Source organism: Stenotrophomonas sp. VV52 (assembly GCF_002893095.1).
GTDB lineage: Bacteria > Pseudomonadota > Gammaproteobacteria > Xanthomonadales > Xanthomonadaceae > Stenotrophomonas > Stenotrophomonas aracearum.
In genome coordinates this window covers 703,455-728,115 of sequence record NZ_PKQQ01000001.1, presented here as the reverse complement: position 1 = coordinate 728,115, position 24,661 = coordinate 703,455, and the positions used below count along the sequence as shown (strand labels likewise).

The window sequence follows — 24,661 nt, the reverse complement described above, 5'->3', positions numbered from 1 at the left end:
CGGCGGGACCTTGGACCATGCCGTGGTGGTGCTGGCCGCCGGTGCCAGTGCGCGACTGGGGCAGCCCAAGCAGCTGCTTCGCATCGATGGAGAAACGCTCTTGCATCGCGTGGTGCGGCTGGCCCGCAGCACCAATCCTGCCTCGCTGGTGGTGGTGCTGCCACCGGATGCGAACGCCATTGCCGAAGCGTTGGGCGACCAAGCCCTCACGATGGTCATCAACCCGGAGCCGCAGCGGGGCATGCGCAGCAGTCTTGAGGTGGCTGCGCCGCTGGTGGCGGGGTTTGCGCGGGTGCTGGTGGTGACGTGCGATCAGCCTGCGCTGGAGGCGGCGCATCTGCATGCGTTGTTGCGGGGGGCGTGCAACGCGTTGTCGGGGTGTGCGGGGACGCGGCTTTCGGTTGGGACCGATGCGGATGCGGGGACGGTGGGTGTGCCTGCGGTGGTGCCCGGGCACTGGTTTGGCGATCTGGCTGGCGGCAGCGGCGACAGCGGGTTCCGCGCGCGTCTGCGCGCGCTGGATCCCGCGAGCGTCTACCTGCTTGACGCGCCGGCACTCGCACTCGACATCGACACCCCCGACAACCTGCGCGCCGCCCAATCCCTGGGCCTCATCGACGCGTAGCGCCGGGCTCTGCCCGGCCCACGCACACCGACGTCGCCCGTCACGGATCCCACCCCAACCCCTTCGGCGCACTGGCAAACCCCACCGCCCGCAATGCCTCGGTCACCGCATCGCGACGCACCGGCTGGTCATCGATCAGCTCCAGCGTGAACGACACCCGCCGTCCTCGGCGCAGCGCAATCGCAAGCGCCTGAGCGGCCGCCGTCAACACGGCATCGGCGTCGGCCGCATCGGCATCGAACCAGGTCAACAGCTGCCGGCCACCCTGCGCCAGGTACATGCGCAACCGGCCGCCACCGATCACCACGATCGCGCCAGCTCGGCGCACGGGTCGCAGTACCGCGCGGTGCGCAGGCCACGGCAGCACCGGGCCGAACGGGTTGGCAGGGTCCACCGCGGACAGTCCGATGGTCGCACCCGGACCCTCCGGCACCTGCGCATCGGCCACCTCGCGCAACGCATCCACCAACCCTCGCTCGGCGAACTGCGCCCCGCCCATGCCCTCGACGAACCGTCCACGCAGCACGCGGCCCGCATCCTCCATGCCGCGATACACCTGCACCAACGCGGGGAAGCCACCGGCAACACCCTCGGCGATTGCGGCGCCACGCGTCACGATGCCGTGCCGATCCAGCAGCCCTTCGGCCAGCGCTATGGCGCGCACGGTGTCGCTCGTGCCGGGACGCTGCACCAGCGACCAGCGCCCGGCCAGGGTGGCGCCGGAGGCCGCATCGCGCAGTCCGCCCTGCGCATCGTCGCTGCCCGGCGGATGCATCATCGCCCTGCCCCGCGCGTACCGCCCCTGCCGGGCCGAGCTGACCACGCGCGGCCGCACCGGGCGGGCGCCGGAAAGATGGCGTAGCGGCGTCCAGATATCGGTCGTGACCCGGCCCGCCCAGACCAGTTCCCACAGTGCGTCGTGCAGTGCATCCGGATCGCTGCCCACCTCCACCCCGCGCGCCGCCACCGCTGCCAGCAGCTGCCGTGCAAAGTAGGCGCCGCCATCGGCCAGCACCTGCAGGATCGAGGCCTGCAAGGAGGAGGGTTCGAAGGACTCCACGGGTGGCAGCGATTCCGCCGCAAGCTCCTGCGGATGCAACGAGACCAGCCCATCGTCCTCGCCAAGCTTGCCGTGTCCTGCCCACACCACGGTGCCGCCGGCGAGCAGTCCGTCCAGCATCGAGGGCGCGTAGTCGGTCACGCGCGCCGGCAGGATCTGGTTCTCCCAGGCAGACGCCGGCAGCGGTACACCGGCCAGCAGCTCCACCACGCGCAGCACGCCGTCGGCGCCCTGCAACGGGCCGTGCGCAGGCACCGCACGGGTGCGCGTGGCCACCGCGGCGTCGGCAATCAGCTCCTGGCGCTGCAGCAACAACGCCACGTAAGCCTCGCGCGTGGCCGGTCGCGTGGCCTCGCGCGCCGCCTGCAGCGAACGCAGTCGCAGGCGTTGGAACACGCCCTCGCCTACCCATTCCCGGCGCGCCAACGACAGGGGTTCGGCCACCGCGTCCAGCCCGGCACGCTGCGCTGCACCGAAATGCCCCCCCAACACCTTGCCCTGTGCCGACAAGGCATCCAGTCCTGCATCCGCTACTGCCACGCCCAGGCCCCAGTGCTGCGCAGCGTCGGCCGTCGTGAAAGGTGCATGGGTGCGCGCGTAGCGGCCCAGAAGGTCGCCAACAGGATCTGCGCTTTCCTGCAGGAATGCAGCAGGCAGCCCTTCGGGCAGCACCACGCCCAGCGCGTCGCGCAGGCGTGCGGCATCTTCCACCGCCGCCCAGCACGGGCGAGTGGCAAGCAGTACCTTGAAGGCGCGTTGTTCGCGTTGCAGTGCCAGCAGATGGGCGCGCGCCTCTGCGCCATCGGTCAGCCGCTGCGCTACTGCATCCTCGCTCATGGGCCCCAGCTCGCGCAGCAGGTCGGCCACGCCCTCCTTGCCCGTAGCCTGTCGCTGCGGTGCCAGGCGCTGAAGCTCCTGCCCCACCTGCTCCACCACGCCAGCATCCAGCAGTTCGCCCAGATCCACCTGCCCGAGCAGGTCGCCAAGCAAACCGGTGTCCAGCGACAACACCGAGGCGCGACGCTCGGCCAGCGGCACGTCGGTGCCGTACATGAACTCAGCCACATAGCCGAACAGCAGGTTGGCGGCGAATGGCGACGGCACCTCGGTGGTGACCTCGGCGATCTCCACACTGCCCTCGGCCAGGCGCTGCATCAACGCGTCGAGCGCATCCAGGTCATAGACGTCCTGCAGGCACTCGCGCGCGGTCTCGATCAGGATCGGGAAGTCCGGGTAACGCTGCGCGATGCCCAGCAGTTCGGCCGAGCGCAGGCGTTGCTGCCACAGCGGGGAACGGCGACCGGGCTTGGTCCGGGGCAGCAACAGGGCGCGCGCGGCGCACTCACGGAAGCGGGCCGCGAACAGCGCTGAGCTGCCGACCGACTGGTTCACCTCGCGACGCAAGCGTTCCGGATCGAACAGGAACAGCTCCGCGCCCGGCAGGCGCCCGGTGGAATCGGGAATGCGCAGGATGATGCCGTCGTCGCTGGCCACTACCGCCGGATCGATGCCCCAGCGATCCTGGATACGCCCGGCCAGGGCCAGCGCCCACGGGTCGTGCACGCGGCGCCCATACGGCGAATGCAGCATCACCCGCCAGTCGCCGGACTCGTCGCGGCAGCGCTCCACCACCAGCCGGCGGTCGGTGGGCAGCACGCCGGTGGCCTCGCGCTGCTCGTCCAGCAGGCCGACGATGTTGGCGATGGCGTTGGGCTGCAGCCCGCAGCGGCGCAGGTCCTGCAGATGCGCAGGCGCGATCTCGCCCGTGGTTGCATCCGTGTCCATCGCCGCCAGGAAGGCACCCACCGCCTCGCCCAGCTCGGCCGGGCGACCCACGCCCTCGCCGCGCCAGAACGGCAGCCGCGCCGAACGCCCGGGCGCCGGGGTCACCACCACCTGGTCGTGGGTGATCTGCTCGATCCGCCACGACGTTGCACCCAGGGTGATCACATCATTGACCCGTGACTCGTGCACCATTTCCTCATCGAGCTCGCCCACCCGACGCGAACCGGCGCGCTCCTCGCCTTCCGGCAGCATCACGCTGTACATGCCGCGGTCGGGAATGGTGCCGGCACTGGTTACGGCCAGCAGCTTCGCGCCGGGCCGCGCACTCAGTTCGCCGCTCTGCCGGTTCCAGACCAGGCGCGGGCGAAAGCCGGCGAAGTCGTCGGAGGGATAGCGCCCGGCCAGCATGTCCAGGGTCGCGTCGAACGCACTGCGCGGCAGGGCCACGTACGGCGCGGCGCGGCGCACCGTGGCGTACCACTGTTCCACGTCCAGCGTGTCCATCGAGGCCGCGGCCACGGTCTGCTGGGCCAGCACGTCCAGCGGGTTGCGCGGTGGGTCGACCGCTTCGATCTGCCCGGCCAGCATCCGCTGGATCGCCACAGTCGCGTCGATCAGGTCGCGCCGGGTGCGCGGATACACCAACCCGGTGGACGTGCCACCTACCTGGTGGCTGGCGCGGCCGATGCGCTGCAGGGCGCTGGCGACCGACGGCGGCGCCGCAACCTGGATCACCAGATCGACCAGGCCCATGTCGATGCCGAGCTCCAGACTGGAGGTGGCCACGACGCAGCGCAGGCTACCGTCCTTGAGCGACTGTTCGATCTCGCGCCGCTGTTCCTTCGACACCGAGCCGTGGTGCGAACGTGCGATCACCTCCGGACTGTCGAGCACGCGCGACACGGTGCTGCCGGTGAACGAACCGTACTGCTCCGGCACCGCCGTGGGCACGGGGAGCCCGGCGGCACGCGCAGTGCGTTCGGCGTACAACTCGTTGAGGCGCGCGGTCAGCTTTTCGGCCACCCCACGCGAATTGGCGAACACGATGGTCGAGCGACGCTGCAGCACCTGGTCCAGGATGCTGGCCTCCACATGCGGCCAGATCGACCCGGCGCGCGCGTGCCCGTCGCGCTCCCCGGCGGGTCCTGCCTGCGCCGGCAGGTCGGCCATGTCCTCCACTGGCACCACGATGCGCACGTCCAGCTTGCGCGGGCTGTCCGGGTCGACCACGGTCACCGGCCGGTCACCGCCCAGGAACGCCGCAACCCGCTCGACCGGTCGTACCGTGGCAGACAGCCCGATGCGCTGCGCAGGCACCTGAAGCAGCGCATCCAGCCGCTCCAGGCTGAGCGCCAGGTGGGTGCCGCGCTTGCTGCCGGCCACCGCGTGGATCTCGTCGACGATCACCGTGTCGACCTCCCGAAGCGTCTCGCGTGCCTGCGAGGTCAGCATCAGGAACAGCGATTCCGGGGTGGTGATCAGGATGTCCGGCGGGCGCCGCACCATCCGCGCGCGTTCGGCGCTGGGCGTGTCGCCCGTGCGGACTGCCACGGTCAGGGTGACCGGCGGATCGCCGCGGCGCTCGCGCTCGGCATCCACGCCCAGCAAGGGCACCTGCAGGTTGCGCTGGACGTCGGCCCCCAGCGCCTTGATCGGGGAAATGTAAAGAACGCGTGTGCGCCGTGGTCCGGTGTCGTGCAGGCGCTGGCGGTACAGCTGGTCTATCGCGTGCAGGAACGCTGCCAACGTCTTGCCCGAGCCGGTGGGCGCTATCACCAGGGTGTGCTGGCGCTGGCCGATGGCCGCCCATGCCGCCGTTTGCACGGGCGTGGGCGCTGGGAAGGCCGAGGCGAACCAGTCGCGGGTGGCGGGTTCAAACGGAACGAGCGCGTGATGGGGAGGCGACTGTCTCATTGACGTCCAGATTACCCGCTGGGGCGTAGAAATACTGATCACAACCCGCTGTTTACTGACCGGCCACCGCCATGAACCGCCATCCGCATCCCGCCCTGAAAGTCGCCCTCTCCCTCGGTCTGTGTGTCCTGTTCGCGGGCAGCTCAACGGCGATGGCGCAGTTCGCGCCCATGCTCACCCCGCGTGCCACCGACATGCCGCGCCCGAAGGCCGCCAACAGCTGGCGCCTGGCGATCCATGACGCCGCCGAATCGAACGGCACCGTCAGCTTCCGCATCTGGTTGCAGGAAGAGTCGCCGATGCACATCGACGTGCCGATCAGCGAAGGGGACTCCGAGACGCTGATTGCAAACGCTGCCCGCGCCGCCATCAGTGCGCGGCTGGGCGACCGCTACAAGGTCATGGTCGAAAACGGCGACGTAGTCGTCATAGAAGCCCAACGCGGCGCCCCTGACTTCACCGTAGAGCTCCTGCGCGACACCGCCAGGGATGTGCGCGTCGCCATAGAGTAGCGACACGCCGCGCGTGTCCTACGTACACCCTGGGTTACCCTTGAACGGCACCCCGCCCCAGGTCCCCGCATGCGCACGCTCTACCCGCCCATCGCCCCCTACCGCGAACACAGCCTCGCCGTAGACACCCTGCACACCCTGCACGTAGAGGAATGCGGTACACCCGACGGCATCCCCGTCGTGTTCCTGCACGGTGGACCCGGCGCAGGCATTTCCCCCACCCACCGCCGCTTCTTCGACCCGACGCGTTATCGCATCGTCCTGATCGACCAGCGCGGCAGCGGCCGTTCCACGCCGTTCGGCGAACTGCGCGACAACACCACCGCGCACCTGGTTGCCGATATCGAAACCGTCCGCGCCAAACTCGGCATCGACCGCTGGCTCATCTTCGGCGGCTCATGGGGCTCCACCCTCGCCCTCGCCTACGCGCAGGGCCACCCCGACCGCGCCACCGGCCTGATCGTGCGGGGCGTCTACCTCGGCCGCGCAGAAGAAAATAGATGGTTTGCCGAGGCCGACGGCGGCGCCCGCTGGATCTTCCCCGAACGTTGGGCGCGCTATGCCGCCTATCTGCCGGAAGACGAACACGGCGACATGATCGAAGCCTACTGGAAGCGGCTCGACAGCGACGATCAAGCAACCCGAATCGCGGCGGCGCAAGCCTGGCTGGGCTGGGAAGACTTCGCCGCCACGCTGGTGCATGACGTGGACGCCGTCTCCGACGCAGACCCGCTCGACACCCTGGCCAAGGCCCGCATCGAAGCCCACTACTTCCGTCACAACGCGTTTCTCGAGCACGGCCAGCTGCTGCGCGACATCGACCGCATCCGCCACCTGCCGGGGGTGATCGTGCAGGGTCGCTACGACATCATCTGCCCGCCGCGCAGCGCCTGGGACCTGTCACAGGCGTGGCCGGAAGCTCGCCTGGAGATGGTGCTGTCCGGCCACGGCGCCACCGAACCGGCTACGGTGGACGCGCTGGTGCGCGCCACCGATGCATTCGCCGATCAGGCTGCGGCGTAACTCGGGTAATCGATGTAGCCTTCCGCGCCACCGCCATAGAAGGTGGTCCGGTCGGCAGTCGCGAGCGGCCAGCCGTTCTGCAGGCGGGCAACCAGATCGGGATTGCTGATGAAGGGCGCACCGAACGCCGCCAGGTCGATCAGGCCCGCATCGATCAGCTGCTCGGCACGCGCGCGGTCCAGGCCACCGGCCAGGATCAATGCGGTGTTCGGCAGGTTGCCGCGGATGGTGCGCAGCAGCGCCTGGAAGCCGGTTTCAGCGCCCCCAGCCATCACCTTCTCGCCCATCTGGTAACCGGACTGGTCCATCAGGTGCACGTAGGCCAGCCCGCGCTGGCCGATCGCCTCGGTCAGTGCGCTGTAGGTACTGTCGATCCCGTCGTGCAGCGGCATGTCGAACAGCTGACCGTACGGCGAGAGGCGAATGCCGGTGCGCGCCGCACCAATGCGGGCCACCACCGCGTCGATCACCTCCAGGGTGAAGCGAAGGCGGTTTTCCATGGTGTCGGCGGCGTACTGGTCGGTGCGGTCGTTGACCAGCGGGTTCATGAACTGCTCGAACAGGTAGCCATTGGCGCCGTGGATCTCCACGCCGTCGAAGCCTGCCTCGATGGCATTGGCCGCGGCCTGTGCGAATTCGCCGACGATCCGTGCGATCTCATCCGTTGCGAGCTGGCGCGGCGCGGGCGGCGCAACCAGCGCAGGTGTGCCGCTTTCGTCGTAACCAAAGGCCTGCGCGCCCATGGGCTGCTTCGAACTGGCGCTGACCGGCTGGCGGCCGTCGGCCTGGATGGTCGGGTGCGAAACGCGGCCCACGTGCCACAGCTGGGCCACGATCTTCCCACCCACCGCATGCACGGAGTTGGTGGTCAGGCGCCAGCCCTCGATCTGCTCGGGGCGGAAGATGCCCGGATTGAACAGGTATCCCTGCCCTTCCTGCGAGATCGGCGTGCCCTCGCTGACGATCAGGCCGGCCGTGGCGCGCTGGGCGTAGTACAGCGCGATGCGCTCGTCGGCGATGTCATTGGGCGCGCGGGCACGGGTCAGCGGCGCCATCACCACCCGGTTGCGCAGTGGCGTGCCGGCGAGGTCGAACGGGGTAAACAGGGAAGCAGTCATGGCAGGGTTCCTGGGGAGGGGCCCGACGGCGCGGGCAGGCGTCCATGCTAGGTAGATGCTGATGGAGCTACAATCCGGCCAATCGTCAAATCACAATTGCGCAAATCGCAATCATGGAGCCCAGCCGATGCAGCTCAAGGCCCTGCGCTACTTCCTGATGGTGGCCAGCAACCGCAGTTTCCTGGCTACCGCCCGCCACTTCCGGGTACCGGCGTCATCGGTGTCGCGCTTCATCGCCGGACTGGAAAAGGACCTGGGCCACCAGCTGTTCTACCGCAGCACCCGCGCGGTGCGGCTGACCGAAGAAGGCGAACGTTTTCATCAGCAGGCCCGCGAAGCCATCGACCTGCTGGATGCGGCGGTGGACGATCTGGGCCACAACGAGGGAGCACTGAGCGGACGGCTGCGGATCAACGCCCCTGAAGCGTTCGGCCGCCTGCACGTGGCCCGCCTGATCGGCGCGCTGCAGGCCGAGCACCCCGGCTTGGATGTCGAACTGCAGCTCACCGATGTCTTCATCGACCCGGTGCAGGAAGGCGTGGACATCACGGTACGGATCGGAGCGCAGGTCGACTCCGGGTTGATCGGGCGCACAGTGGCCGCGCAACGGCAGATCGTGGCCGCCAGCCCGGCCTACCTCGCCGCGCATGGCGTACCGGAAACACCCGCCGACCTGCTGGATCACCCCTGCCTGCTCTACAAGGGCCAGTTCGGCACCCAGCGCTGGTACTTCCGGCAGGACGCTGACGCCCCGTTCGAGGGCATCAACGTCAGCGGCCCACTGTGCAGCAACAACGCAGAGGTGTTGCTGGACGCCGCGATGGAGGGTCGCGGTGTGGTGCTGTTTCCCAGCTGGCTGTATCGACAAGGCAGCTTTGAGCGTACGCAGCTGGTGCCATTGCTCGGCGCGTGGGAAGGCTCTGCAAGCGTCGAGAGCTCCTACATCCAGCTGTTGTCCCCCGAGAACAAGCTGCGCTCACGCAAGGTGCGCGAAGTGACGGCATTCCTGTTGGACGGGTTTGGGTCACCTGCGTACTGGGATGAAGCAGCCGACACGTGATGCGATCCACACCAAACGCCCTGCGGGTTTTACTGTGGACCGGCCGACCGTCGGGGTGCCACGCTCCCTGCGTGGACGCACCCACTGCCCGCTCCCGCGTTGCTGCCTGCCTGGCCCTCCTGCTGGGCTGCCTGCTGCTGGCCGGGTGCGCCACCCTGCCCCGCAACCCCGTGCCCGCCGATCAGGTTGCCTGGGCGGCCGTGCCGGGGATGCCCGATGTGCGGGGCTGGGCGGGGCGGCCGAATCGCGACATGGAACTGGATTTTGAACGCTCGATCCGCGATGAGCGGCCGGACGACTTTCCGGTGGGTGGCGATGGACGCATCCACTATCCGCACCTTGCGCTGTCAGGTGGGGGCGCGAATGGGGCATTCGGGGCCGGGTTCCTCAATGGCTGGACCGCAACGGGCACCCGGCCGACGTTCAAGATCGTCACCGGGGTTTCGACCGGGGCGTTGATGGCGCCTTATGCTTTCCTCGGCCCGGACTACGACGCGGCGTTGCGGCGCTTCTACACCACCACATCCGACGCGGATGTTTTCAGTGCCGGCAATCCGTTGATGGCACTGCTGCGCCGCGAGTCGCTTGCGAATACGGCACCGCTGGAGGCGCTCATCGCCCGTGCCATCGACGCACCTCTGCTGCGGAAGATCGCCGCCGAGCACCGTGCAGGGCGACGGCTGTACATGGGCACCGCAGACCTCGATTCGCGCCACTTCGTGGTCTGGAACATGGGGTTGATCGCCACCCGCGAGTCTCCCGAGGCGCTCGCGCTGTTCCGCCGGGTAATGCTGGCCTCCGCCTCGATTCCGATTGCATTCCCACCGGTGCTGATCGAAGTGGAGGCCCACGGCAAACGCTACGACGAGATGCACGTGGACGGCTTCGTCGCCGCCAACATCTTCCTGCATGCCGGCATCATTGATCCCCAGCAGATCTACAACCGCGTATCGCGGGCACCCGCCACCTACGACACCTACATGATCCACAACGGCCAGCTCGCCGCAGCGTCCGACCCGGCCGAACGCTCGCTGCGCGGCATCGCGTTCCGCACCATCGAAGTGGCCGGGCGCGCGGGCATGATCGGCGACCTGTTCCGCGAGTACGCCTACGCCCGCCGCGACCGGGCGCGTTTTGCCTGGGTCACCATCGACTCGACATTGGATTTGCCCGAGGCGACCAGCTTCAATCCGGTGCAGATGAAGGTGCTGTATGACCTGGGCTACCAACGCGCCCGCGCGGGACCGGTGTGGCTGTCCCGCCCACCCGGAATGACGCCTGGCGACGATCCCTGATCGCCAGGCGCCTGTACCTCACCGTTACTGGCCGCTGCCTACGCGGCTGGCCAACAGCGCGATCGCGCGGTCCGGCAGATGCCACTGTCCATGCTCGTCGGGCTGCACCGGCGTGTCGTCCACTGAGGTGATCAGCAGGCGCCACGGGGTGTTGTCGGCGCTTGGCGGCGCGAATGCCTGGCCTTCAGCTGCCGCATTGACCAGCAACAACAGCTGGGTGGACTCGACCACGGTTGATTCGCCGTCGTGCGGCAGCGCCGGCAGCTGCAGCATCAACGCGCGATGCTGCGGTTCATGCCAGTCCGCCTCCTGCATCGGCTGCCCGTCCGGGCGCAGCCAATGTGCGGCATCGGCCCCTTGGCCGTCGCGCGCATCCAGGAACCGACTCCGCCGCAGCTGCGGATAGCGTCGGCGCAGGGCCAGCAGGCGGCGAACGAACTGCGACTGCTGCTGCCCGTCCTCGCTCGCCGCCCGTTCCCAGTCGATCCAGTTGATCGGGTTGTCCTGGCAATACGCATTGTTGTTGCCGTTCTGGGTGCGGCCGAACTCATCGCCGGCCAGCAGCATCGGCGTGCCCTGCGCCAGCAGCAGGCTGGCCAGCAGGTTCCGCATCTGACGACGGCGCAGCGCCAGGATCCCGGGATCGTCGGTGGGGCCTTCCGCGCCGTGGTTCCAGGAGATGTTGTGGTCGCTGCCGTCGCGCCCGTCTTCGCCGTTCTCGATGTTGTGCTTGTCGTTGTAGCTGACCAGGTCGTGCAGGGTGAACCCGTCATGCGCGGTCACGAAATTGACCGACGCTGCAGGTCGCCGCCCGTTGTGGTCGAACAGGTCGGCAGAGCCCATCAGCCGCGTGGCGAACTCGGACAACTGGCCCTCGTCGCCCTTCCAGAACGCACGCAGGTTGTCACGGAAGCGGTCGTTCCACTCGGCCCAGCCCGGCGCGAAGTTGCCCAGCTGGTAGCCGCCAGGGCCGATGTCCCACGGCTCCGCGATCAGCTTCACCTGGCTCAGCACCGGGTCCTGCCGCACCGCATCGAGGAAGCTGCCGGACGCATCGAAACCCGCGCGCTCACGGCCGAGGATCGTAGCCAGGTCGAAACGGAAGCCGTCGACGTGCATGTCCTGCACCCAATAGCGCAGCGAGTCCATCACCATCCGCAGCGCACCGGCATTGGTCAGGTCGAACGTATTGCCGGTGCCGGTGTCGTTGATGTAGTAACGCCGGTCTTCTGCCAGGCGATAATAGCTGGCGTTGTCGATGCCCTTGAACGACAGGGTCGGGCCGAGCTCGTTGCCCTCGGCGGTGTGGTTGTAGACCACGTCCAGGATCAGCTCCAGGCCTGCGTTGTGCAGGCTTGCCACCATCTGCTTGAACTCGGCGATGGTGCTGGTCGACATGAACACCGGATCCGGCGCGAAGAAGCCCAGGGTGTTGTAACCCCAATAGTTCTTCAGCCCCTTGTCCACCAGATACTGATCGTCGACGTGCGCGTGCACCGGCAGCAGTTCCAGCGCGGTGACCCCCAGGTGCTTGAGGTGATCGGTGACCGCCTCCGAGCGCAGCGCCGAGAACGTGCCGCGCGAAGCCTCCGGCACGGCCGGGTGCTGCATGGACAGACCGCGCAGGTGCGCTTCATAGATCACCGTGCGGTCCCAGGGTACCGCCGGGCTACGATCCGCGCCCCAGGTGAAGGCGGGGTCCACCACCACGCAGCGCGACATGTAGCCCGCACTGTCGCGACGGTCGAAGCTGAGGTCCTTGTCCTTGTGGCCAATGGTGTAGCCGAACAGGTGCGGGGCCCACTTGATCTGACCCACCAGTTGCTTCGCGTACGGATCCAGCACCAGCTTGTTGGGGTTGAAACGGTGACCGGCGTCCGGCGCGTAGGGGCCATGCACGCGGTAGCCGTAGCGCTGGCCGGGACGCGCGTCCGGCAGGTAACCGTGCCAGATCTCGTCGGTGTATTCCGGCAAGGTGATCCGCTCGATCTCGCGGCCACGTTCGTTGAACAGGCACAGCTCTACCCGCGTGGCATGCCGGCTGTAGAGCGAGAAGTTGACCCCCAGCCCGTCCCAGGTAGCCCCCAGCGGATACGGTCGACCGGCCTTGACCCGCGAGTGCGCGGCGCCACTGGCACGGCTCATCGGCTCGACTCCTGGTCGTACTGCGCCGCTTCCACCTCAGCCGCTACCAACCGCTCGGCCATGTGCCAATGGCGGGCCGAATGTCCGTCCGGGCGGCCTTCGGCTTCCCATATCTGGCGGGCAAGTTCCCGGGTTCGCGCTGCCTTCTGTTCGTCGTCCATCGTCGTGCTCTTACCAGGTCGAGTAGATCGCTACCGGGCTGCCGTGGAACAGCTGCCGCAGTCGCGTGGGGGCACCGTCGCTTGTGAATTCTGCGCCGGTGAGGAGATTGCGGTAGCGTCCGGGAGGCACGGACAACGCTGCGCCGCGCCAGTGCGCGTCGCCCAGGGCCGCACCCACGCGGGCCGGCTCGGCGCCGGTGTGGTGGGCCACGGTCACCAGCAGGCGTGCGCCCGCACCGCTGCGAACGAAGGCGAGCATCGGCACCTCCCGATCCGCATGCAGCGGCTGGTAGTCGCCGTCACGGAACAGTGCTGGCTGCTCGCGACGCGCCTCAAGCAACAGGCGCAACAGGCGCGCCTTCACCGCGCCGTCCTGCCACTGCGCAAGCAGCTGCGGCCAGCTGCGCGGGTCGGCGAGCCATCCGCGCCGCTGGGCGTAGTCGACCGGACGACGGTTGTCCGGGTCAACCAGCGAGAGATCCCATCCCTCGGTGCCCTGGTACAGGTCGGGCACGCCCGGCAGGGTCAGGCGCAGCGCAAGCTGTGCGAGCCCGTTGCGCGCACCGGCGGCCGCGATGTGCAGCACGGACTGTTCAAGCACGCGACGCACGGGGGCCGCGGCGCGATGCGAGAGCAGGTCATGGGTGAACGCTTCCAGCCGCGCTTCGAAGCCGGCGTCCGGATCGGTCCACGAGGACCACAGGTCGCCCTCGCGCATCGCCTTGGCCTGCCACTGCAGGATGCGCGCGGAGAAGGCGACCGGCTCTGCCAGGCCCTGTACCGGCCACGCGCCGACCAGGGTCTGCCACAGCATCTGGGCGACCGGCGCGGGCGGCAGGCGCAGTCCGATCCGCTTCGCGGTCCGCTCGAGGGTCCGGGTCTGCCGCGTCCACCACTGCGGGTGCTCGGACAGCACCGCCAGCCGCGCGCGACTGTCTTCCCCGCGCTTGTGGTCATGGGTGGCGGTGGCCAGCATCGCCTGCGGGTTCCGGTGCGCCCGCATCAGCGCACGGGTGTGAAAGGCGCGGGTGGACAGCGCGAACTGGTCGGGGCGGCTGCCCACTTCGTTGCGAGAAAGCAGCACGCCATAACGGTAGAACGCGCGGTCTTCGACCGCCTTGGCGTTGAGGGGCGCGCTCAACTGCTGGAACCGCACGCGCAGCGCGTCGCGGGCAGGATCTGCGACCTCCGCCCAGAAGCGCGCCGCGATCCACTGTGCGGCCAGTGCGGTATCCGGTCGTTCTTCACGTACCACCGCGTCCAGCACCTCCGACCACCACCGGCGGTCGCCCTCGCTGCTGCCGTGGCCGCTGGCGTAACTGCGATAGACCGGGAAGCGCACCAGCAGCGCGGTCAAGGCACGCGCCATCGCAGCGCGCCCCCAGCGGGCATCGGCGGCGACGGTGTCGCGCTCCATGCCCAGCAGGTGGCGCAGCACGGCATCGAACTCGCTGCGCAGGCCGCGCTCCAGCACCTCCTGCCGTGCCAGCCGCTCTTCGATGGCGAAGCTGGCGGGGCGACCACTGCGTGCCTGCCAGTGTGCGGCCAGCGCCGCTTCGCCGGTCGGCTGGTGCAGCCAGGCCGACACCTGGTCCATGAAATCGTAGCCGGTTGTGCCGTCGCACATCCACTCCGGGGGCAGTTCTTCGTCGGGCGCCAGGATTTTCTCCACCCACAGCAGAGGCGGATGTTCGCGACCCGCGCAGGCTGCATCCATCGCGCCACGCAGGCGCTGCAGGTACGCCTGCGGATCGGCCAGCCCGTCCACGTGATCCACGCGCAGGCCATCGGCCACGCCTTCGGCCAGCAGCGCCAGCGGCAGTCGATGCACGGTCTCGAACACATCGTCGTGCTGCACCTGCAGCCCGGCGAGCGAGGAGATGGTGAAGAAGCGCCGGTAGTTGATGCGGTCATCGCCCAGGCGCCACCAGATCGGGCGGTAGGCCTGGGCGTCAAGGAGTTCAGGGATATCGGCGCTCGCCAGATCAGGCGCACCTGCGCCAGCCAGCGGCAGGCGGCTGTCATGATGCAGCAGCGTCGGCGCATCGCCGTTACCGTCGCGGTCGACCTGCGGCACGCCGTCGGACATCGCATCCTGCAACGGCCGGTCGAGAACGGGCAGCTGCACCCTGCCCTCCGCCAGCGGCGCGTTCCACTGGATATCGAACCAGTGCGCGCAGCCGCTGCGTTGACCGTGCAGCAGCACGTCCCACCACCAGCGGTTGTCGGCGTGCGCGGCCATGTGGTTCGGTACGATGTCCAGCACCAAACCCATGCCGTGCGCGCGTGCAGTGGCCGACAGTGCACGCAGTGCCGCCTCTCCCCCCAGCTCCGGATTGACTTCCGTCGGGTCGACTACATCGTACCCGTGCGTGGAGCCCGATACCGCACGCCAGATCGGCGAGAGATACAGATGGCTGATGCCCAGCGCGGCGTAGTAGTCGACTTGGCGCGCTGCATCGGCGAGGGTGAACCCGGCATGCAGCTGCAGCCGCACGGTGGCGCGAACGGGCGTCATGCGGGCACCCTCGAACGTGCAGCGGCGAAGCGCGCCGTCGAATCGGCCAGCACCGCCTCATGACCGTCACGCGGCAACCTTTGACGCCAGTTGGGATGCGTCCCCACCGTGCCCGGCAGATTGACCTGCTCGGCAAGGCCCAGTGCGTCCTCCACCGGGAGCAAGGCCAGCACACTGGGACCGGATGCCACGAACGCCAGTGCCGCGCCGCGCCCATCCTGCGGCTCCGCGCGTTCCACGCCGAGCGCCGTGTCCAGCAGGGCCACGTCGGCCGCCCTCGCAGACAGCTGCTGCCCCAGGCCTGGCTGGTCAAGCTCGCCGAGCCGGTGGCGCCAGGCCAGGTCCAGGCCTCGCCGCCACCCGACCAGCGTCGGCAGGTCGTGGGTGCCGGTCATCGCCACCGCATCCGCGCGCCAGTCCGCCGCAGGCAGGAAGTGGCCGGTCTCGTCGCGGGTGAACGCCAGCACATCCATCCCCATCACGCCTCGCGTGGCCAGGGTCTGGCGGATGCCGGGTGGCACCACGCCGAGGTCTTCGCCGATCACGATGCAACGATGCCGCCACGACTCGATCGCCGCGATGTTCAACAGATCCTGCAGCGGGTAGCGCAGGTAGGCGCCCTGCCCGGCATCGGCGCCCTCCGGCACGACCCACAGGCGCTGCCAGCCCAGGATATGGTCGACCCGGATCCCACCGCGGTCGCGCATCACCGCGCGCAGCAGCGCGATGAACGGCGCATAGCCCTGCGCCTGCAGCCCGGAGGGGGAATAGCTGCTGACGCCCCACACCTGCCCGCCGGCACAGAACGCATCCGGCGGCGCACCCAGAACCAGACCGCGCAGGCAGGCGTCGGCGCCTGCGGCGGCCTCTGCGCCGGCGGGGTCGAATCCCACTGCCAGGTCGGCGATCAGCCCGAGCCGCATGCCGCTTCCAAGCGCCTGGGACTGCGCCTGCTGCCAGCCGCGGGTCACCAGCCACTGACCGAATACATACAGTGACCGGGGCAGTGCGAGGCGTGCATGCATGAAGTCCACGTGCGCGGCCAATGCCGCGCCGCCTTCGTGTTCGAAACGCTGCAGTGCTTGCGCGGTCGCGACATCACCCGCGACGGCGCGCTGCACTTCGGACAGCCACGACCACTTGGCAGAGGCCACGGCAGGCCAGTCGATCAGCTCCGCGTTGCGCAGCAGGTCCAGCTCCGCACGCAGCACCGGGTGTTCATCCAGCGCCCGCAGCGCAACTTCTCCCAGCGCCTGCACCGGCGCGGCGTACAGCGCCTCCAGGTAGCGGCGGTCACCGGGCGAGTACGGGCTGTAGTCTTGACCCACCGCGTTGGCCGCATGCACCGGGCCCAGCGCCATTGCGTCAGCGCCTGCCGCGGCCACGCGCACGGCCCAATCTGCACAGGCGGCGGTGTCGCCGATACCGGCGTCGTGTTCCCCGCGCGCAGCGTAGGGCTGCAGCACCAGCCCCCATGCGCGTGCATCCGCGCCAAGGGCATCGGTGACGCCGAAGCAACGCACCGGCGCCACCGCCACCCGCTGCACCACGCCGGCGCAGGCCACGGTCCAGTAGCCCGGACGTGCAGGCGCATCCACGCGGCCGCCCGCGTCGGTCCGCGTGGACTCGCTGCTGCCGTCTTCATGCACCCACACGCAGGCCGAGTCGACCGGTCCGACCGCAACGCTTTCGCGCACGATGGCGGTCCGCAGCACGCCAGCCTGGTGTCGCACCGCCAGGGCGTGCAGTGCATCGCGCCGTTGCAGCGAGGTCGCCGCCGGCAACGCCAGACGCTCAAGGATGGCCGCCAGGGCGTGGTCGTCCACCCGCTGCGGCATCCCCGCAACATCGGTCCAATCGACCATCACACCAGCGGCAGCGGCTACGTCAGCCAGCGAGGGGGCACTGTTCATGCGGCCTCCACGACGACGGCATACAGGCCGTCGGGCTCCAGCTGCCCATCGCGGCACGGCGCACCGAGTCGAAAGACTTCCCTGCCCTGCGGCAGCTCGAGGGCAACCGGCGCATCACTGCTGTTGAACCCGATCCACCATTGCGCGCCCGGCACCTGCCAGCCGGCACGGAGTGCGCCCGGTGCAATGATGTCGGCACCCAGTGCATGCACCTCCCCTTCCGCCACCAGGTGCGCCCTGCGAACGGCCAGCAGGCTCTTGAATCCCTCGAGCCAGGTCGCTGCGTCGTTGTCATCCGGCGATGGCCACACGCTACGCGAAAGCGCGTACGTTTCCAGCGCATTGGGATCCGGAATGAGCGAACGTCGCTGCTCGTCCCGGAAACTGCTGAAATGAGCGAACTCACTGCGGCGACCTTCCCGCACCTGTTCGTCCAGCGGCGCGCGGTGGTCCGTGAAGTACAGGAACGGCGAGTGCGCGCCCCATGGCTCGCCCAGGAAAAACAGCGGAATCATCGGGGTCAACGCGGTCAGCGCCATCGCCAGCGCCGCCTTGCGCGGCCCCACCAGCTGGATCAGGCGCTCGCCCTGCGCGCGGTTGCCGATCTGGTCATGGTTCTGTGCAAACAGCACGAACTGGCGCGGCGACACATCAGCGCTGGGCTCGCCGCGCGTCTGGCCGCTGCCATTCACCTCACCCTGCCAGGCAAACCCCTCGGCCAGGACGCGGCGCAACCGTTCCGAAGGGTCATCGGCGAAGTCACGGTAGTAGCCTTCGCTCTCACCGGTCAGCAGCGCGTGCAGCGCGTTGTGGAAGTCATCATTCCATTGCGCGGTGTAGCCACTAGCCAGCAGCGAGGCTTGGTTGCGCTCGTTCTCGAGCACCAGCGCGATCTCCCGATCCGGGAGCGCGCTGTGCACGCGCTCACGCAGGATGTCCAGGAATGCAGGCGGGTCGATGGCGTGCACCGCATCCAGGCGCAAACCGTCGAAGCGGTATTCCTGCAGCCACATCAGCGCATTGTCGATGAAGTACTGCTGCACCTCCGGGCGACGGAAATCCACCGCCGCGCCCCAGGGCGTGCGCACTTCCTCACGGAAGAACGCCGGCGCCAGTGCAGGCAGCACGTTGCCATCGGGACCGAAATGGTTGTACACCACGTCCAGCAGCACCATCAGTCCATGACCATGGGCCGCATCGACCAGCGCCTTCAGGTCATCCGGCGTGCCGTAGGCCACTGCGGGAGCGTACTGCAGTACCCCGTCATAGCCCCAGTTGCGGGTACCGGGAAAGGTCGCCACCGGCATCAGCTCAATGGCGGTGATGCCCAGCGCGGCCAGCTGCGGCAGCTGTTCGCGCACCGCCGCGTAGGAGCCACCAGCCGCGCCGACGTGCACTTCGTAGATCACCGCCTCGCGCCACGGCCGACCGCGCCATTCGGTGCGCTGCCAGGGGAAGTCGTCGCGCAGCAGCGCGCTCGGCCCGAACACGCCCTCCGGTTGCGAGCGCGACGCCGGGTCGGCCAGCGTCCGTTCGCCGTCGATCCGGAAACGATAGTGCATGCCCGCCGAGGCAGGTGCGGACAGCCGGAACCAGCCGCCACCCGCCGGCTGCATCGCCAGCGCTTCACCGTCCAGCAGCAGTTCCAGGGACTGCGCGACCGGTGCCCATGTTGCGAATTCCCATTGCCCCTGCCCGCCTTCGTGGGCGCCCCATCGCGGAACGGCTACGCTCATTCGGCCGCCTGCAGGTAAATCACCGAGAGCGGCGGCAGGGTCAGCGGCAGGCTCTGCGCATGGCCGTGCATGGGCCGCTCGATGGTGCTCACGCAGCCCGCGTTGCCCACGTTGCCGCCGCCGTAGTGCGCGCTGTCGGTATTGAGAATCTCCGACCACTCGCCGGCGGACGGCACCCCGAGCAGGTAGCCATCCCGCGCCACCGGGGTGAAGTTGCACACCACCAGGGTGGAGCGGCCCTGGCCGTCGGGTGCATGCCGGACGAACGCCAGCACGCTGTTGCGGTGGTCGTCGCTCACGCTCCACTCGAAGCCGGCTTCACTGTCGTTGGCCAGGCGCAGGCTGGGTTCCTGCTGCAGCAGGCGGTTGAGGTCGCCCACCAGTCGCGCCATGCCGGCATGCGCCGGGTCGGCAGCGGCCGCCCAGTCCAGCGCGGCGTCGTGGTTCCACTCCGCCGGCTGTGCGAATTCGCCGCCCATGAACAGCAGTTTGCTGCCCGGGTGCGCCCACATGAAACCGTAGCAGGCGCGCAGGTTGGCGAACTGCTGGCTGCGGTCGCCCGGCATCTTCGCCAGCAGCGAACCCTTGCCGTGCACCACCTCGTCGTGCGACAGCGGCAGGATGAAGCGCTCGCTGAAGGCGTAGATGGCGCTGAAGGTCATTTCGCCGTGGTGGTGGGCGCGATGGATCGGGTCACGGTGCAGGTAGGCCAGCGTGTCGTGCATCCACCCCATGTTCCACTTGTGGGTGAAGCCGAGCCCCTGGGCTGCAGTGGGTGCGGTCACACCCGGCCACGCCGTCGATTCTTCGGCCATGACCAGCACGTCCGGGAAGCGCGCTCGAATGGCGTCGTTCAGCTGGCGCAGGAACGCCACGGCTTCCAGGTTCTCGCGCCCGCCGTTGACGTTCGGCAACCACTCACCCTCCGCGCGGCTGTAGTCGCGGTACAGCATCGACGCGACAGCGTCCACGCGCAGGCCGTCCACATGGAAACGGTCGATCCACTCCAGCGCGCTGCCGATGAGGAACGCGGCCACTTCGGCGCGGCCGTAGTTGTAGATCAGCGTATTCCAGTCCGGGTGCAGGCCGAGCCGGGGGTCATCGTGTTCGTACAGGGCGGTGCCGTCGAACCGGTTCATGCCATGGGCATCGGTCGGGAAATGGGCGCCCACCCAGTCGATGATGACCCCGAGCCCGGCAGCATGGCAGCGGTCCACGAACGCGGCGAAATCCTGCGGGCGTCCATAGCGCGCGGTCGGCGCATACAGGCCCAGCGGCTGGTAGCCCCACGACCCGCCGAATGGATGCTCGCTCACGGGCAGCAGCTCGATATGGGTAAAGCCCAGGCCGGTGACGTAGGGAATCAGCTGGTCGCCCAAGGCATTCCAGTCCAGCGGGGTGCCGGTGGCGTCATGTCGCCAGGAACCGGCATGCACCTCGTACACCGATATGGCCTGCCCGGGCGCCAGCGCACGGTGTGCCATCCACGCTGCGTCCTTCCAGACATGCGCGCACGGTGCCGACACCCGCGACGCGGTGTCCGGGGGCAGCTCGCACGCGCGTGCCAACGGGTCGGCCTTGAGCACCACGGACTGTCCGTCGGCCGTGGTCAGTGCGAACTTGTACCGGGCACCGGCCTTCGCACGCGGCAGGAACAATTCCCACACCCCTGCATCATGGCGAAGGCGCATCGGATGACGGCGTTGATCCCAGCTGTTGAAGTCGCCCACCACGGCCACCCGGCTGGCGTTGGGCGCCCACACCGCAAAGCGCACACCGGGCACGCCTTCGCAGGTTGCCGTGACCGCACCCAGCGAACGGCGAACCGCGTCCGGATTGCCGTCCCGCAACCGCTGCAGTTCGCCGTCATCCAGCTGGGTACCGAACGCGTAGGCGTCTTCGACTTCCTGGGTGCCATCAGGCCATTGAATGCGCAGCAGCCCGGTGCCGCGCTGTCCGGTCCGGAGCTGGAACAGGCCTTCGGCGGCCCCCTGCTGCATGGCACGCCAGGCGCCTTCTGCCAGCTGGGCCTCTACCTGGCGCGCGCCGGGCAGGTACACCGTATGCCGCCAGCCACTAACGTCCCGGTGCGGCCCCAGCACGGCAAACGCATCGCAGGGTTTGCCCGCCAACAGGGGCAGCAGCGCCGTTTCCAGCGGCTGCGGCGATACTTCCGGCATGCCGGCATCGTCAGGGGTGACCGCATCCCGAAGGTTCAGTGCGTCCTCGCTCATGCGCGCTGCTCCATCGCGCGGTCGTACAGATTCAGGTAATGCGACCCGGCCTGCTCCCAGCTGCTTGGCCGCAACATCGCGGCGCGACGCATCGCAGACAGCAGGCCCGGCAGGCGATAGGTCCGGAACGCCCGCTGCACGCAGCGGCGCAGCGAGTCGGCGTCTGCGGAATCGAACAGCAACCCGGTGACGCCGTCCTCGATCGTGTCGATCAGGCCACCGGTGGCATGCGCGATCGGCAGGCAGCCGAACCGCTGTGCATACATCTGGCTCAGCCCGCACGGCTCGAAGCGCGACGGCATCAGCAGGAAGTCGGCGCCGGCGAACATCTTGCGGGCCAGCGCTTCGTCGAACCCGGCAAACACGCCCACCGACGACGGGAACCGGCGCGACAGGGTCGCCACCTCGGCCGCAATGCGCGGGTCGCCATCGCCGATGATCGCCAGCTGTCCACCTGCAGCGGCGATCTGGTGCGCCACCGCGCAGCTCAGGTCCAACCCCTTCTGGTGCACCAGCCGCGACACCACCGCGAACAGCGGGCCATCGCCATGCGGCAGGCCGAGCGCGCGCTGCACGCGGCGTTTGTTGGCCACGCGGCCTTCCCAACGGTGCAGGTCGAAGTGCTCGGTCAGGTGCAGGTCGGTACGCGGGTCCCAACTATTGTCGATGCCGTTGACGATGCCACTCAGGCGACCGCTCGCGGCGTGTCCGGACAGCAGCACGTCCAAGCCGCAGCCCTGCTCCGGGCCCGTGATCTGCCGCGCATAGCTGACGCTGACCGTGTTCACCTGGTCGGCATGCACGATGCCCGCCTGCAGGAACGACAGCCTGCCGTGGAACAGGATGCTCTCCGCCTGTTCCGGGGAAACGCCAAGCGCCTCGGCCAGTTCAATCGGGAACAGGCCCTGGTATGCCAGGTTGTGGATGGTCAGCAGCGCCGGTACGTCCGAGCCGTACCAACGCAGATACGCGGCCGCCAGTGCGCACGGCCAGTCGTTCAGGTGCAGCAGCTCCGGCTGCCAGCCCAGCCCGGCGCTGCCGCAGGCGATCACCGCGGCGGCGCGCGACAGGGCGGCGAAACGTACCGCGTTGTCGCTCCAGTCCTGGCCGGCGCCGTCCACGTACGGGCTGCCGCCGCGCTGGTACAGCTCCGGGCAGACCAGCACCAGCACTGGCAGGCCATCGGCCAGGGTCGCCTCGCCGATGTCGCAGGCGGGAATGCCGGCACGCGCCGGCACCCGTCCGACCAGGCGCAGGTCGGGTGCACGGGCGATCACATCGTCGTAGCCGGGAATCAACACACGCACGTCCGAGCGACCGCGCAGCGCACGCGGCAGCGAGGCAGCTACGTCGCCGAGGCCGCCGGCCTTGATGTAGTCGGCCATTTCGGAGGTGACGAACAGTACCCGCCGTGCACGCTCGATGCGGGCCGTGACGGTCGGGGCGCCGCCCTCGACCGCGCGCAGCTTCGGCGCACGCCGTACACGGATGCCACGTTCACCGTTGTCGGCAGCGGGCACGAGCGGAATCGCAGGAACAGCGGACAGACGCGGAGGCGACATGGGGGCAATCTCAGAGGTGTAACGCGGTGGGGGAACCGCTCATCGGCATTGCGCCGCAAGCTGTCGGGGCGTGGGCCCTGATTGGAATCTACCTGCGTGCCGAATAAACAACGTGTGAACCCGTTGCGACAGCTTCGTGACTTGACCGGATTACAAGCCCAGATTGCGCCGGAAAGCGCAGCTGTGCGTGCATGCGGTGATTCGAATATCCCATCTGCACATCACCTCGCGGCATATGGGACTTCGCGCAGCGCCTGATTCGCGACGGAACCTGAAGGCTTCACACAGTGAGCAGAAGTGTCATCGCAGTCTCACGACTGCGGCGCGAGCACCTCGATCCAGGTGGGCGCGTGGTCGCTCGCCTTTTCCAGTCCGCGCACCCAACGGTCCACGCCGGCGTCCTTCAGGCCGACTGAAAGCACCGGGTTCACGAGCAGATGATCGATCCGGAGTCCGCGGTCGCGCTCGTAGTGCTGCCGAAAGTAGTCCCAGAAAGTGAAGATCTGCGCCTGGCCATGCACCTGGCGCAGGCTGTCGGTCCAGCCCTGCGCCAGCAGGTTGAAATACGCCTCGCGCGCCTCCGGCTGCAGCAGGGCATCGCGCCGCCAGGATTTCGGATCGTAGATGTCGGCGTCTGTCGGTACCACGTTGAAGTCGCCGATCAGGGCGACCGGGTGCGGCAACCCGACCAGCCCGGAAGCGTGCTTGTGCAGCCGCTGCATCCACTTGAGCTTGTAGTCGAACTTCGGTCCCGGCTGCGGGTTGCCGTTGGGCAGGTACAGGCCACCCACGAGCACGCCGTGCGCAGCCGCCTCCAGGTAGCGGCTCTGGTCGTCGCTGCGGTCGCCCGGCAGGCCGCGCCGGCTTTCGATGGGGTCCTGCCCACGGGCAAGCAGCGCAACGCCGTTCCATGAGCGCTGGCCGTGCCAGATGCAGCCATAGCCGGCGTCACGGATCTCCTTCTCGGGAAAGCTGTCCTGCGCGGCCTTGAGCTCCTGGAGTGCCACGACATGAGGCTTTTCCCGTTCCAGCCAGGCCAGCAGATGCGGCAGGCGGGACTTGATGCCGTTGACATTGAACGTGGCGATCTTCAGTCGCTTGCGGCGGCCCATGGCGTGCTCCTTCTGCGTGGCATCAGTATCCGCCGCCCGTCGCACGTGCGCGTCAACGTCCAGCTCACGCGGTCGTCCCGCCGACATCGGTGTTCACCCCCTGCAACGCAGCCAGGCGCATGCTGGCTGCGTCCGCCTTCCATGGAGCTCCGCATGCACACCTCCCTGCGCACCTCGTTGATGGTCGCGCTGCTGGCCAGTCCCCTGGTCGGGTGCGGTCGCAGCCCGGATCCTGCGCCTGTCGCGCCGCCGAGCGGCGCCGATTCGGGTGCCGCCAAGGCGGTCGCGGTCACGGAGCAGAAGGCTGCAACCGTGGCGCCCGTGTTCGCGGAAGACGCGCCAGGCATTGCGCTGGATGCGGTTCCGGGCATGCAGGTGCGCCGCGACTTCACCCGCAGCTACCTGGCGCTGGACAGCTGGAAGCTGTTCGCGGAGCCCGACAGCAAAGGCATGCCGCTGGCGGCATTGGTGCTGGAGGGCTCCAACGAGGTCACCGCCGCCGAACTGCGGCTGGGGCGCAGTGACGATGCCAGCGCGGTGAAGCAATGCCTGGACCTGCCAGCCGAAGCAACCGGGAAGGCCGACACCGTGCAGATCGACGGCGTACCGTTTACCCACTTCAGCGCCGGCGATGCGGCGATGAGCCACTACGTGTCGGCGGAGAGCTACCGGGCCGTGCAGGACGGGCGCTGTTATGCAATTGACCTGGTGGTGGCCGGGACGCGACCGGAAGTGTATGACCCGCCGAAGGTGCCGCCTTTCAGCAATGATGAGGCCAAGGAAAAGTTGGCGGCGGCGTTGAAAGCCGTTCGGTGGATTCGCTGAGCCACGCCCTGCGTGGCTTACCCAACGCGCCTGCGACTCGTGCCGCAGGCGCGTCATCCCACC

Annotated in this window: 15 protein-coding genes and 1 pseudogene; 6 read left to right on the top strand and 10 right to left on the bottom strand. The window is 68.7% G+C overall.

All coding sequences use genetic code 11. The features are described 5' to 3' along the window. Positions 1-10: 10 nt before the first annotated feature. A complete protein-coding gene (locus tag C2U58_RS05715; RefSeq protein WP_253256646.1) occupies positions 11-625 on the top strand; it encodes a nucleotidyltransferase family protein in 615 nt (204 codons plus the stop codon). A 40-nt stretch (positions 626-665) separates the two neighbouring features. On the opposite strand, the gene C2U58_RS05710 is transcribed toward C2U58_RS05715, so the two are convergent. After that, the gene (locus C2U58_RS05710; protein ID WP_102944925.1) at positions 666-5,384 is read right to left on the bottom strand and encodes an ATP-dependent helicase; all 4,719 of its coding nucleotides are present in this window, start codon (positions 5,382-5,384) and stop codon (positions 666-668) included. 71 nt (positions 5,385-5,455) lie between these two features. Here C2U58_RS05710 and C2U58_RS05705 point away from each other — a divergent pair, with 71 nt between their 5' ends. Both C2U58_RS05705 and pip read left to right on the top strand, forming a co-directional pair. Beyond that, complete coding sequence (locus C2U58_RS05705; RefSeq protein WP_146033413.1) at positions 5,456-5,896, top strand: hypothetical protein; 441 nt, start codon at positions 5,456-5,458, stop codon at positions 5,894-5,896. A gap of 69 nt (positions 5,897-5,965) precedes the next feature. After that, positions 5,966-6,919, top strand: a complete 954-nt coding sequence (gene pip, locus C2U58_RS05700; RefSeq protein WP_102944923.1) for a prolyl aminopeptidase — start codon at positions 5,966-5,968, stop codon at positions 6,917-6,919. Here the strand turns inward: pip and C2U58_RS05695 are convergent. Further along, the gene (locus C2U58_RS05695) at positions 6,904-8,037 is read right to left on the bottom strand and encodes an alkene reductase (protein WP_102944922.1); all 1,134 of its coding nucleotides are present in this window, start codon (positions 8,035-8,037) and stop codon (positions 6,904-6,906) included. The two genes, pip and C2U58_RS05695, sit on opposite strands and share 16 nt — an antisense overlap. A gap of 127 nt (positions 8,038-8,164) precedes the next feature. On the opposite strand from C2U58_RS05695, the gene C2U58_RS05690 reads away from it, so the two are divergent. Further along, positions 8,165-9,097 carry a LysR family transcriptional regulator gene (locus C2U58_RS05690; RefSeq protein ID WP_102944921.1) on the top strand — a complete coding sequence of 311 codons (933 nt, stop codon included), beginning with the start codon at positions 8,165-8,167 and terminating at the stop codon, positions 9,095-9,097. Between the two features lie 71 nt (positions 9,098-9,168). Further along, positions 9,169-10,392: a patatin-like phospholipase family protein gene (locus C2U58_RS05685; protein WP_216362386.1), complete on the top strand. Its 1,224-nt coding sequence runs from the start codon at positions 9,169-9,171 to the stop codon at positions 10,390-10,392. Positions 10,393-10,416: 24 nt separating this feature from the next. On the opposite strand, the gene glgX is transcribed toward C2U58_RS05685, so the two are convergent. From glgX to xth, 8 genes and pseudogenes are all read right to left on the bottom strand, one after another. Further along, positions 10,417-12,537 carry a glycogen debranching protein GlgX gene (gene glgX / locus C2U58_RS05680; RefSeq protein WP_102944920.1) on the bottom strand — a complete coding sequence of 707 codons (2,121 nt, stop codon included), beginning with the start codon at positions 12,535-12,537 and terminating at the stop codon, positions 10,417-10,419. Continuing rightward, entirely contained in the window at positions 12,534-12,698 is a 165-nt protein-coding gene (locus C2U58_RS05675) for a DUF2934 domain-containing protein (RefSeq protein ID WP_102944919.1), read from the bottom strand. The genes glgX and C2U58_RS05675 overlap by 4 nt, the downstream gene beginning before the upstream one ends. 10 nt (positions 12,699-12,708) lie before the next feature. Further along, positions 12,709-15,216, bottom strand: a complete 2,508-nt coding sequence (gene treY, locus C2U58_RS05670; RefSeq protein ID WP_102944918.1) for a malto-oligosyltrehalose synthase — start codon at positions 15,214-15,216, stop codon at positions 12,709-12,711. After that, on the bottom strand, positions 15,213-17,129 hold the full coding sequence (locus tag C2U58_RS05665; RefSeq protein ID WP_102944917.1) for a 4-alpha-glucanotransferase: 1,917 nt from the start codon (positions 17,127-17,129) through the stop codon (positions 15,213-15,215). The genes treY and C2U58_RS05665 overlap by 4 nt, the downstream gene beginning before the upstream one ends. Further along, entirely contained in the window at positions 17,126-18,865 is a 1,740-nt protein-coding gene (gene treZ, locus C2U58_RS05660) for a malto-oligosyltrehalose trehalohydrolase (protein ID WP_102944916.1), read from the bottom strand. Before treZ ends, C2U58_RS05665 begins: the two co-directional genes overlap by 4 nt. Next, a complete protein-coding gene (glgB, locus tag C2U58_RS05655) occupies positions 18,862-21,099 on the bottom strand; it encodes a 1,4-alpha-glucan branching protein GlgB (protein ID WP_102944915.1) in 2,238 nt (745 codons plus the stop codon). Before glgB ends, treZ begins: the two co-directional genes overlap by 4 nt. Continuing rightward, complete coding sequence (gene glgA / locus C2U58_RS05650) at positions 21,096-22,661, bottom strand: glycogen synthase GlgA (RefSeq protein ID WP_102944914.1); 1,566 nt, start codon at positions 22,659-22,661, stop codon at positions 21,096-21,098. Before glgA ends, glgB begins: the two co-directional genes overlap by 4 nt. 329 nt (positions 22,662-22,990) lie before the next feature. Further along, positions 22,991-23,773 (bottom strand): annotated as a pseudogene (gene xth / locus C2U58_RS05645) (exodeoxyribonuclease III); the annotation flags it as partial. Between the two features lie 153 nt (positions 23,774-23,926). Here xth and C2U58_RS05640 point away from each other — a divergent pair. Beyond that, positions 23,927-24,598 (top strand): hypothetical protein, encoded by a 672-nt coding sequence (locus tag C2U58_RS05640; protein WP_146033412.1) that lies wholly within the window; start codon positions 23,927-23,929, stop codon positions 24,596-24,598. The last annotated feature ends 63 nt before the right edge of the window (positions 24,599-24,661 follow it).